This window comes from Micromonospora sp. ALFpr18c, assembly GCF_008868155.1.
Lineage (GTDB): Bacteria > Actinomycetota > Actinomycetes > Mycobacteriales > Micromonosporaceae > Micromonospora.
The window spans coordinates 1-10537 of sequence record NZ_WBKR01000214.1; the positions used below are offsets into that span (position 1 = coordinate 1).

At 74.3% G+C, this 10537-nt stretch carries 9 protein-coding genes and 1 pseudogene; 9 read left to right on the forward strand and 1 reads right to left on the reverse strand.

Annotation, left to right across the window (positions count from 1 at the left end):
* The first annotated feature begins 26 nt into the window (after positions 1 to 26).
* From F8271_RS26875 to F8271_RS26905, 7 genes are all read left to right on the forward strand, one after another.
* Positions 27 to 500 (forward strand): BlaI/MecI/CopY family transcriptional regulator, encoded by a 474-nt coding sequence (locus tag F8271_RS26875; protein ID WP_151492651.1) that lies wholly within the window; start codon positions 27 to 29, stop codon positions 498 to 500.
* 10 nt (positions 501 to 510) lie between these two features.
* Entirely contained in the window at positions 511 to 1416 is a 906-nt protein-coding gene (locus F8271_RS26880) for a M56 family metallopeptidase (RefSeq protein WP_151492652.1), read from the forward strand.
* Positions 1417 to 1665: 249 nt separating this feature from the next.
* On the forward strand, positions 1666 to 2919 hold the full coding sequence (locus F8271_RS26885) for a cytochrome ubiquinol oxidase subunit I (protein ID WP_151492653.1): 1254 nt from the start codon (positions 1666 to 1668) through the stop codon (positions 2917 to 2919).
* A gap of 19 nt (positions 2920 to 2938) precedes the next feature.
* Positions 2939 to 3946: a cytochrome d ubiquinol oxidase subunit II gene (locus tag F8271_RS26890; protein ID WP_151492654.1), complete on the forward strand. Its 1008-nt coding sequence runs from the start codon at positions 2939 to 2941 to the stop codon at positions 3944 to 3946.
* Complete coding sequence (cydD, locus tag F8271_RS26895; protein ID WP_151492655.1) at positions 3943 to 5613, forward strand: thiol reductant ABC exporter subunit CydD; 1671 nt, start codon at positions 3943 to 3945, stop codon at positions 5611 to 5613. Before F8271_RS26890 ends, cydD begins: the two co-directional genes overlap by 4 nt.
* Positions 5610 to 7370, forward strand: coding sequence for a thiol reductant ABC exporter subunit CydC (gene cydC, locus F8271_RS26900; protein WP_151492656.1), 1761 nt, complete (start codon positions 5610 to 5612; stop codon positions 7368 to 7370). Before cydD ends, cydC begins: the two co-directional genes overlap by 4 nt.
* 67 nt (positions 7371 to 7437) lie before the next feature.
* Complete coding sequence (locus F8271_RS26905; RefSeq protein WP_151492657.1) at positions 7438 to 8112, forward strand: permease prefix domain 1-containing protein; 675 nt, start codon at positions 7438 to 7440, stop codon at positions 8110 to 8112.
* Between the two features lie 28 nt (positions 8113 to 8140).
* Here the strand turns inward: F8271_RS26905 and F8271_RS26910 are convergent, their stop codons facing one another.
* Positions 8141 to 8482: a PadR family transcriptional regulator gene (locus F8271_RS26910; protein WP_151492658.1), complete on the reverse strand. Its 342-nt coding sequence runs from the start codon at positions 8480 to 8482 to the stop codon at positions 8141 to 8143.
* A 161-nt stretch (positions 8483 to 8643) separates the two neighbouring features.
* On the opposite strand from F8271_RS26910, the gene F8271_RS26915 reads away from it, so the two are divergent.
* Positions 8644 to 9588, forward strand: coding sequence for a DNA primase (locus F8271_RS26915; protein WP_151492659.1), 945 nt, complete (start codon positions 8644 to 8646; stop codon positions 9586 to 9588).
* 39 nt (positions 9589 to 9627) lie between these two features.
* Positions 9628 to 10537, forward strand: a pseudogene (locus F8271_RS26920) (transposase); the annotation flags it as partial.

Here is a 10537-nt window from a genome sequence, read left to right on the forward strand (position 1 = left end):
TCTCCTACCGGAGGTAGGATTAGCCTGTGACTCGGTTGGGCGATCTTGAGCGTGCGGTGATGGACGTGCTGTGGGACGTGGTCCCCGGCACGTCGGACGGTGTGACCGTGCGCGAGGTGGCCGACGCGCTCGACGGGCGCGAGTTGGCGTACACGACGGTGATGACCGTTCTCGACCGACTCGCCGGCAAGGGCATGGTGCAGCGGGAGCGGGAGGGCCGGGCCTGGCGGTACCGGCCGGCAGCCAGCCGCGAGGCACACATCGCCCAGCTCATGCTCGACGCCCTCGACCTGGGCGGCAGCCGGGACGCCGCGCTGGTGCGCTTCGCCCGCTCGGTCACCGGCACCGAGGCCGAGGTGCTGCGCGCCGCCCTGGGCAGCGAGGCCGGCCTGACCGGGCCGGGCTCCACCGGCGGTGACCCGGCCGGGGCCGACACCCTGACCGACCGGGTGGACGGGCCGGCGGGCCGACGGCCGGCCGGCGAGGCAGCGGAGCGGTAGGGCGTACGCCATGGCCTACGCCGTGCACTTCGCCGCCACCATGGTGGCCTGCTACCTGACCGCTCAGGTGCTGGCCCGCTCCACCTGGACGTGGCGCAGCCCCCGGGTGGCGATCATCTGCTGGCAGGCGGTCGGTCTCGCGCTGGGCCTCTCCGCGATGGGCCTGCCGATGGCTCTCGGGCTGAGCGCGTACGACCTGCCGACCGGAAGCGCCCTGCTCGCCCTGGCCAGCGACCTCGGCCACGGCACCCTGCCGATCGGGGTGACCGCGGTGCACCTCGCCGGCGTCGGGGTGGGCTTCGGCATCGGGGCGGTGCTGGTCACCACGACCGTGCGCAGCATCCACGGCACCGTCCGCGCCCAGCGCCGCCACCGTGACCTGCTCACCCTGGTCGCCCGGGACGACCCGGCCGCACCCGGCGCGCTCGTACTGGACCATCCGAGCGCCGCCGCGTACTGCCTGCCCGGGGTGAAGCCCCAGGTGGTGGTCAGCGCGGGCACGTTGAGCCTGCTGGACCGGGCCGAGCTGGCCGCCGTCCTCAGCCACGAACGGGCACACGCCCACGAGCGGCACGATCTGGTGCTGCTGCCGTTCACCGCGCTCTGCCGGGCGTTGCCGTGGTTCGGCTGGGTCCGCGACGCGCACGAGCGGGTCGCCCTGCTGGTCGAGATGCGCGCCGACGACAAGGCGTGCGAGTTGCACGCCGAGGCGCCGCTCGCCGGCGCGCTACGCCGGTTCGCCGCCGCCGGTCACCGGATCACCCCGGCCGGCGCGCTGGGCATGGGCGACCGGGATCTGGACGTACGGGTACAGCGTCTCCTGGTCAGCGACCGGCCGCCCCGGATGCTCGGCGCCACCGCCCTCGCGGTCGCCACCACGCTTGTCGCCCTGCCGATCAGCCTCTTCCTCTCCTGAGCCGACGCGCCAGCCCGCCCCACACCATCGGGGTGACGGCGTGGATGTCGCCGACCGGGTGGTCAGGTGGTCGAGTTTCCCTTTGCGGGCCTCCTCCTCCGGCGTTGCGTCACGGCACCTGACCCCGACAAGAACAGCTACTACGTCTCGTCATAGCATTATCTACTACAGGGCGTAGTAGAAATGACGTGTAGCCAAGCTACGTGTAGGGTGGCTACGACAAGGATTCCAACCTACGGAGGGCCGGCCATGGACACCCTGCTCCTCGCCCGCCTGCAGTTCGCCACCACCACCTCGATCCACTTCCTGTTCGTGGTGGTCACGCTCGGGCTGGTCACCCTGCTGGTCGGGATGCAGACCGCCTGGGTGCTCACGGGCAACCCGAAGTGGGAGCGGCTCACCCGGTACTGGGGCCAGCTCTACGTCATCAACTACGTGCTCGGCGTCGCCACCGGCATCGTGATGGAGTTCCAGTTCGGGCTGAACTGGAGTGGTCTGTCGCGCTACGTCGGCAACGTCTTCGGCGCGCCGCTGGCCATCGAGACGCTCGTGGCGTTCTTCCTGGAGTCCACGTTCCTTGGCATGTGGATCTTCGGATGGCACCGACTCCGCAAGGGCGTCCACCTCGCGCTGCTCTGGGGTGTGGCCATCACCGCGTACGCCTCGGCGTTCTGGATCATGGTGGCCAACTCCTGGCTGCAACATCCGGTCGGGTACGAGGTGCGCGACGGGATCGCCCACCTCACCGACTTCGGCGCGCTGCTCACCAACCCCAGCCTCGGCATGGCGTTCGGGCACGTGGTGTCGGCCGCGCTCCTGGTCGGCGGGATGCTCATGGCGGCCGTCAGCGCCGGGCACCTGATCCGGCGTACGCCCGACTTCGTGCTGTTCCGCACCTCGCTGCGGGTCGGCCTGGTCACCGCGGCGCTGGCGATCACGATGGTGCAGGGCTTCGGCTTCGCCCAGTTCGGCCCGGTCGGCTCGGTGCAGCCGACCAAATTCGGCGGTAACAACCCGGAGGCGCAGGCACAGATCGCCGAGTGGACCACGCGGTTCGGCCCCGGCGACTACGCGCCGCCGGTGCTGGCCAGCGTCGGGCTGGGCTTCATGATCCTGATCGGCTTCACCCTCGGTTGCGTCTGGCTGCTGCTCCCGCTGCTCTTCCGCGACTGGATCATCCGGCTGCGTTTTCCGCTCTGGCTGATCCTGCTCGCTTCGCCCCTGCCGTTCATCGCGGTGATCCTCGGCTGGATCGCCCGTGAGGTGGGCCGTCAGCCCTGGGTGGCGTACGGGCTGCTCCCCACCGAACAGGCCGTCTCCCCGGTCGGCGCACCGGTGATGCTCACCTCGCTGATCGGCTTCAGCCTGCTGCTCGGCACCCTCGCCGTCACCAATTGGGTGCTGCTCGCCCGCCACGCGGCACGCGGTGCGGCCGATCCGGCCCTCGGCCGCCCACCGGCAGCACCCGGCGAGCCGGCCCACCCCGAACCCGCCCTCGCCTGAGCGACTGAGGAGACTCACCGTGGACCTCGCCTGGTACGCCCTGCTCGGCCTCTTCTTCGGCGGCTACCTGGTGCTCGCCGGCTACGACTACGGCGTCGGGCTGCTGCTCGCCCGGGGCGGTGGACCCACCGGGCGGCGGGCCGCCCTCACCGCGCTCGGCCCGTTCTTCCTCGGCAACGAGGTCTGGCTGGTGGCCGCCGTGGGCATCCTCTTCGGCGCCTTCCCGGTGCTGGAGGGCGAACTGCTGTCCGGTTGCTATCCGGCGGTCGCCGGCGCCCTGGTCGGGGTCATCCTGGTCACCGCCGGGGTGCAGCTGCGCAGCCGGCCGGCCGACGAGCGGATCCGGGCCCGCTGGGACCGGATGGTGGTGGTCGGCAGCGCGCTCGCCGCGCTGGGCTGGGGCGTGCTGCTCGCCGCGCTCCTGCAGGGCGTACCCCGCCAGGCCGACGGGCACGTGGCCGGGGTGTCGCACCTGGCCACGCCGTTCGCGGCCGCCGCCGGGCTGGCCATGGTCGCCCTGGTCGCGGTGCACGGTGCGACCTTCCTCACCCTGCGACTGCCGGTCGCCGACGCCGCCGTGGTCGGCCGCACCGCCCGCCGGCTGGTGCCGGTGGCGCTCTGCGCGGTCGCCCTGGCCACCGTCGTGGGCCTGCTCTCCCCCCGGGTACGCGACGCTGTCGAGCGACCGGCGGTGGCCGTACTCCTGCCGGTGCTGCTGGCGGCGGCGCTGCTGGCGGCCCGCGCGGCGCTGGCGCGGCGGCGGCCGGGGTGGGCCCTGGCCGCCACCGGCGCGGCACTGGCATTGCCGGTGGCGCTGGTCGGCGCGGCCCTGTGGCCCTACGTGCTGGTGTCCACGACCGACCCGGGCGCCTCGCTGACGGTGGCCGACGCCGCCGCGAGCGCACCGACGCTACGGCTGCTCGGCTGGGTGGCGCTGCCGCTGCTGCCGGCCCTACTAGGCTTCCAGGCAATGTGCTGGTGGGTTTTCCGGGGACGGACCGACGGCAGGGCACCGGTGTACTGGTGAACCGCCGTCCCTTCGACCCGCGTCTCCTGCGCCGGGTCCCTGCGGCCCGGCGCGACCTTGCCGTGCTCGCCCTGCTCGGCGTGCTCGCCGCCGGGCTGATCGTGGCGCAGGCCACGGCACTGGCGGCGGTGCTGGCCACCGGTATCGGCGGGCGACTGGACCGGCCGGCGCTGGCCGGGTTCCTGGTCGCGGTCGCCGCCCGGGCGGCGCTGGTCTGGGCTCAGGGGACGGTGTCGGCGCGGGTCGCCGCCACGGTCAAGGCCGCGTTGCGGGCCGACCTGCTCGGTGCGGTCGGCCGACACGGGCCGGGTTGGGTGGCCGGGCAGCGGGCCGGTCAGCTCGCCACCCTGGCCGGCCGTGGGTTGGACGCGCTGGACGCGTACTTCACCGGGTACCTGCCGCAGTTGGTGCTCAGCGTGACGGTGCCGCTGGCCGTGCTGGCCCGGATCGTCGTCGCCGACTGGAGTTCGGCGGTCATCATCGCGCTGACCCTGCCGCTGATCCCGGTCTTCGGCGCGCTGCTGGGCTGGCAGGCGCAGGCGGCCACCGAGCGGCAGTGGCGTCGACTGTCCCTGCTGGGCGGGCACTTCCTGGACATGGTCGCCGGGCTGCCCACGCTGCGCGCGTTCGGCCGTGCCCGGGCGCAGACCGAGGTGGTCCGCCGGATGGCCGACGGGCACCGGGTCGCCACCATGAAGACGCTGCGGATCGCGTTCCTGTCCGCGCTGGTGCTGGAGCTGGTCGCCACCCTCTCGGTGGCGCTGGTCGCGGTGCCGGTCGGCATCCGCCTGCTCGGCGGGGGCCTGGCCCTGCAGACGGCGCTGCTGGTGCTGCTGCTCACCCCGGAGGCGTACCTGCCACTGCGGGCCGCCGGCAGCCGCTTCCACGCCAGCATGGAAGGGCTGGCCGCGCTCGACGAGGCGCTGACCGTCTCGGCCACGCCCGCCGCACCCCGGGCGGCCGAGGGCGCGGCCACCCCGGACGGGCGCGGTGAGATCCGGTTCGAGTCGGTCACCGTGGCGTACGAGCGGACCACCGCGCTGCGCGACGTGACGCTGACCGTCCGACCCGGCGAACGGATCGCCGTCATCGGGCCCAGCGGCGCCGGCAAGAGCACACTGCTCGGCCTGCTGCTCGGCTTCGTGACCCCGGCCAGCGGTCGGATCACCGTGGACGGTGTGGACCTCGCCGCCGCCGACCCGGACGCCTGGCGTCGGCAGCTGGCCTGGGTGCCGCAGCGCGCCCACCTCTTCGCCGCCTCGCTGGCCGACAACATCCGGCTCGGCGCGCCGGACACGCCGCCCGAGGCGCTTGCCGCGGCGGTGCGCGACGCCGCCCTGGACGACGTGGTCGCCGGCCTGCCCGACGGCCTGGACACGCTGCTCGGTGAACGCGGGCACGGGCTGTCCAGCGGTCAGCGGCAACGGGTGGCCCTGGCCCGCGCGTTCCTCCGGGACGCCCCGGTGGTGCTGCTCGACGAGCCGACCGCCCGGCTGGACACCGCCTCCGAGGCGGTGGTGCTCGACGCCACCCGCCGACTGGTCACCGGGCGGACGGCGCTGCTGGTCGCGCACCGGCCGGCGCTGCTGGCCGACGCCGACCGGATCCTGCGCATCGAGGACGGCCGGGTCACCGAGCTGACGCCGACACCGAAGGTGGCCCGATGAACGCGACACCGGCCGGACGTGGGGTCGCCGAACGGGCGGTGCTGCGACTGGCCCGCCCGTACCTGGGCCGCCTGGTCGGCGCGGGGCTGCTCGCCGCCGCCACCGAGTTCGCCGGGCTGGCCCTGATGGCCACCGCGACCTGGCTGCTGATGAGCGCCGCCGGCCGGCCGCCCCTGGACCGGCTCACCGTGGCGATCGTCGCGGTCCGGGCGCTCGCGATCAGCCGGGGCGTGTTCCGCTACACCGAGCGGCTCGCCGGGCACGACGCGGTACTCCGCATGATCACCGACGTGCGGGCCCGGGTGTTCGCCACCCTCGCGGCCCGCCGTACCGCCGGGCACCGCTCGGGTGACGTGCTGAGCCGGCTGGTCTCCGACGTCGAAGCCGTCCAGGACCTGCTGTTGCGGGTGCTGGTGCCCGGCTCGGCGGCGGTCCTCGTCGGGGTGCTGGCCGTGGGCGGTGCGGTGCTGATCTCGCCGCCGGCCGGCGCGGCGCTCGCCGTCGGGCTGCTCGTCGCCGGAGTGGCGCTGCCCGCACTGGCCGTCGTGGTCACCCGACGCAGTGCGGCCGAGGTGGCCCCACTGCGCGGTGCGCTGGCGACCGACGCGATCGACCTCACCCACGGCGCTGCCGATCTGGCCGCGTTCGGCGCGACCGACTCCGCGCTGCACGCCGCCCAGCAGCGGGCCGGCCGGTTGGCCCGGCTGGAACGCCGGCTGGCCGCGACCGGGTTCGCGGTGGACGCCGCCGGGGTGCTGGTCGGCGGGCTGACCGCCGCCGTGGTGGTGCTGGCCGCGCTGGCCGCCGACGTGTCGGGGGTGCTGGTCGGTGTGCTGGCCGTCGGCTCGCTGGCCGCCGTCGAGGTGGCGCTGGCCCTGGTCGCGGCGGCCCGACAGTGGACCCAGCTGCGGCCCGGCCTGATCCGGGTTGCCGCCCTGCTCGACGAGGGCGCGCCCACTCCCCCGCCCGCCGACGGCGGCGGGGACCTCGCCGGCCCGTACGACCTGCGCTTCGTCGGGGTGACCGTGCGGTACCGGGCCGGCGCCGCGCCCGCCCTGGACGCCGTCAGCCTGGATCTGCCCGCCGGTCGACGGATCGCGGTGGTCGGCCCGAGCGGCGCCGGCAAGAGCACCCTGGCCGCCGTGCTGACCGGGGCGGTCCGGCCCGCGTCCGGCCGGGTCGAACTGGGCGGGCGGGACCTGTCCGCGTACACCGAGCAGGAGCTGCCCCGAGTGGTCGGCGGGCTGCTCGCCGAGGCGTACGTCTTCCACGCGACCGTCCGGGAGAACCTCCTGCTCGGGCGTGCCGGGGCGGACGACGACGAGCTGGCCGCGGCCACCGCCGCCGCCGGCCTGCTGGACTGGGTACGCGCCCAGCCGGCCGGCTGGGACACCCTGGTCGGCGAGGAGGGTGGCCAGCTCTCCGGTGGCCAGCGGCAACGGCTCGCGCTCGCCCGGGCGTTGCTCGCCGCGCCGCCCGTGCTGGTGCTCGACGAGCCCACCGAAGGGCTGGATCCGACCGCCGCGGACGCCGTGCTCGCGTCCGCCCTCGCCGCCACCCCCGCCGGGCACTCGGTGCTGCTGATCAGCCACCGGCTCAGCGGGCTGGCCGAGCTGGACGAGATCGTCGTCCTCGACGGCGGGCGGGTGATCCAACGTGGCCGGCACGGCGACCTGGTTGCCACCCCCGGCTGGTACCGGGACCAGTGGCTGCTGCAGGAGGCGGCCGAACGCGGGTACCTGGCGCTCGCCCCCTGACCCGGCTCGGGGACGGACCAGGGTTCCCCCGGACGTCGGCGCGCCGAAGTCGTGGCAGGGTGGTGCCATGCCGCGCTGTGAGGACGTGTTGGTCGACGAGCACCTGCGGGAGCTGGCCGCCCGGTTGCAGGGCCCTGCGCGCCTGAAGACCGACCTGCTGACCGAGGCCCGGCACGGGCTGCTGGACGCCGTCGAGGCGTACCGCGAGAGCGGGGTGCCACCGACCGAGGCGCAGCGCCGCGCGGTGGCCGAGTTCGGCTCGCCGGCGCAGCTGCTGCCCTCCTGGCAGGCCGAGCTGGCGATGGCCGCGCTGCGCGGGTTCGCCCTGCGGATGCTCGCGATCGCCGGGGTCGGGGTGGCCGCCGGCGACCTGACCTGGCGGGGGGCGAGTTGGAGCGACGGCCCCCGCCCACCGGCCGTCTACCTGCTGCTCGCCAACTCGGTCGACTGGATCTGGATGGGCGCGCTGCTGCTGTCCGTGGCCGGTCTGCTGGTGGTCACGGCGAGCGCCCGTACGTCCCGGCCGGGCCTGGCCGTCGCGCAGCGCGCGGTGGGCGCCGGCCTGACCGCTGCGCTGGCCCTGGGCATGGTGGCCGGCGGTGCCCTCTTCACCTGGTCACTCGGCCTCTGGGACGCGGCGCTGAGCTGGCCACCGATGCTCATCGGTGTGACGGTGGCCGGCGCGGCCTACTTCTCGCTGGCCCGCGCGGCGCGCGGGTGGATGCTGGCCACCGCGCGCTGAGAGGTGCCGCCCACGGGCGGATGCGAGCTCAGGCCGGGCTGCCGGATGGGCTGCCCGGGTCGAGGAAGCGGCCGACGGTCGACTGGAACTCGTGCCAACCGGCGCGCTCCCCGGTCAGCGCCCGCCGGCCGGCGTCGGTGAGCTGGTACGTCCGCCGCTCCCGACCGTTGACGGTGCTCCACGTGCTCGCCACGTGCCCGGCCCGCTCCAGCCGCCGCAGCGCCGGATAGATGGTGCCGGTGGGCAGGTCGAGGTTGCCGTCGCTGCGCGCGCGCAGTGCCTCGATGATGGCGTAGCCGTGCAGCGCGCCCTGTTCGAGAACGGCGAGCAGCAGGGCGTCGAGGTGGCCGTGCAGCGCCTGGGCCTTCATGTGTAGCTACGCTACTTGTTCGACGGCCGGTCCGCCAGCGGCCGCGATCCGCAGGCCCCACCGGGTGCGGGGCGCCGCCACCGGGGTGCGGGCTCCGGTCTTCCCGAGCAGCCGACTAGGGTATGTGCCCAGAGTCACTCGCCGGACCGAGACGCCGGCGGGTGGGCAACCCGAAGCACACGGAGGTCAGCGTGGCCCGCCAGTCGCCCCAACGGCCCGACGCCGACGAGCCCGAGCTCGACGACACCACCGGCGCGGCCGAGCCAGATGACGCCGAGGAGACCGGCAGCGCGTCCGCCCCGGCCGACCGGACGCTCTGGGACGAGCTGCGGATCGACCCGGTGGAGATCGCCCTGCCCGCCGGCACCGGTTTCACGCTGCGCGCGTACCGGCCGGCGGGGGAGCTGACCCCGACCGACGTGACCGAGCGCGACCAGGACGACCCGTTCCTCGCGCGCCGTCAGGTGATCGAGGAGGAGGACGACGAGACCGTCGTCATCCTCGACGAGGAGCTGGCCGAGGAGTTCGCCGAGAGCGGCGAGGACGAGCCGTCGCGCCGCCGGGACGCCGACGCGACCTCCGACGCCGACGACGAGGCCACCACGGACGAGTCGGACGACGAGGAGGTGCCGGTCTTCCTCAGCCACCGGGGCAAGCTGCTGCTGTTCAAGACCCCCGAGTCGTTGGTCAGTTTCATCCGATCCGGCGCGCCCAACGATCTGTCCCAACTGGACAGCTGGAATGAATTGTCCGAACGGGTGGAGCCGGCCGACATCGCTCCGCTCGACGAGGACACGTACGAGCTCGACCTCGTGGTGGAGAACCTGCGCGGCGGGCACGACGCCTGGGATTCGACGCTGCTGATCGAGGCCGGTGAGGTCGCGCGTGACCTGTCGTACGCGTTGCGGCTGCCTGCGGTACTCGACATGCTGTCCGCAGGCTCCAGCCTCGACAACCTGGACGAGGCCCTGCGCTCGACCGTCAACGGCGGGATCGGCGGTTTCATGGGCCGTCGGCGGCTGAAGAAGATCGGGGCACAGACCGCGAGTTTGGGCTGGCGCACCATTGTCGGCAAGATCTCTGCGGTCGTGGACTGGCGCGACTGACCCGTACCGGGGAGCATCAGTTGCTGGCAGAGGAAAGACCTGTCCCGGGAGGAGGACGACGCCGTGGCGCTCGTGCGCGTGTACTGCGGTCTGGCCTCGGCGGATCCGGCTGACCGACCGGCCTCCGCCGGTTCGACGCTGACGTCCGCTGTGGTCGACGACGCAGGCCGTCTGCTGCATGTCAGCGAGATCGGCGACGACGCCGCTGGCTACGCCCAGCTCGTCGCGCTGCTCGTGGAGCGGTCGGGCGGGCCGAGCGGTGCGGCCATCGCCGCCGACAGCGACGACCACACGGTCACCTCGCTGTTGAGCGCGGCAGGTCGACCTCTGGCGATCGCCGACGACGACTCGGTGGACGACTTCGCTGAACGCTTCGCCGACGACGACTCACTGGAGGAGATGCAGTCACCGCCGGCCGAACGACGTGCCGTCGGCCTGGCCCGCGCGTTACAGGCGGGCGCACTCTCCGCGGTCACCCTCCCCGCACCTCGGGATCTCGCCGGCTACAAGCAGGTGCTCGCCGCGCACGCCGCGCTGGCCAGTGGTCGGCACTCCGCCGCCGTGGCGCTGCGCGAGGTGCTGCGTGAGTTGTACCCGGCCGCGCTGCGCGCGTACCCGGACCCGGCCGAGCCGGTCTCCCTGGCGGTGCTGGACGCCCTGCCCGAGCCGGGCATGCTCGGCGGCACCGTCGCCCGGGGCCGCGAGGTGTCGGTCGCGGCGGACGCCATCGCCGCGCACCTCGCCGCGGACGGGGTGGCCGACGCCGAAGAGATCAACGATGCGGTGACCGCGCTGCGGGTCGCCATCTCCGAGACACCCCGTCGTGCCGCGGTGAACCGGGCGCTCACCTCCGCGGTGGCCGAGACGGTCCGCCAGGCGGTCGCCTCGGTGCGGGCCTGCGATGCCGGCTGCGAGGCGCTGGTGAGCGCGCTCAGCTCCCGCGCGAGCA

What these genes read in the sequence shown, in the direction of transcription:
- F8271_RS26880 (WP_151492652.1), top strand. Translation starts at nt 511, where the DNA reads ATGGCCTACGCCGTGCACTTCGCCGCCACCATGGTGGCCTGCTACCTG.
- F8271_RS26885 (WP_151492653.1), top strand. Translation starts at nt 1,666, where the DNA reads ATGGACACCCTGCTCCTCGCCCGCCTGCAGTTCGCCACCACCACCTCG.
- cydC (WP_151492656.1), top strand. Translation starts at nt 5,610, where the DNA reads ATGAACGCGACACCGGCCGGACGTGGGGTCGCCGAACGGGCGGTGCTG.
- F8271_RS26905 (WP_151492657.1), top strand. Translation starts at nt 7,438, where the DNA reads ATGCCGCGCTGTGAGGACGTGTTGGTCGACGAGCACCTGCGGGAGCTG.
- F8271_RS26910 (WP_151492658.1), bottom strand. Translation starts at nt 8,482, where the DNA reads ATGAAGGCCCAGGCGCTGCACGGCCACCTCGACGCCCTGCTGCTCGCC.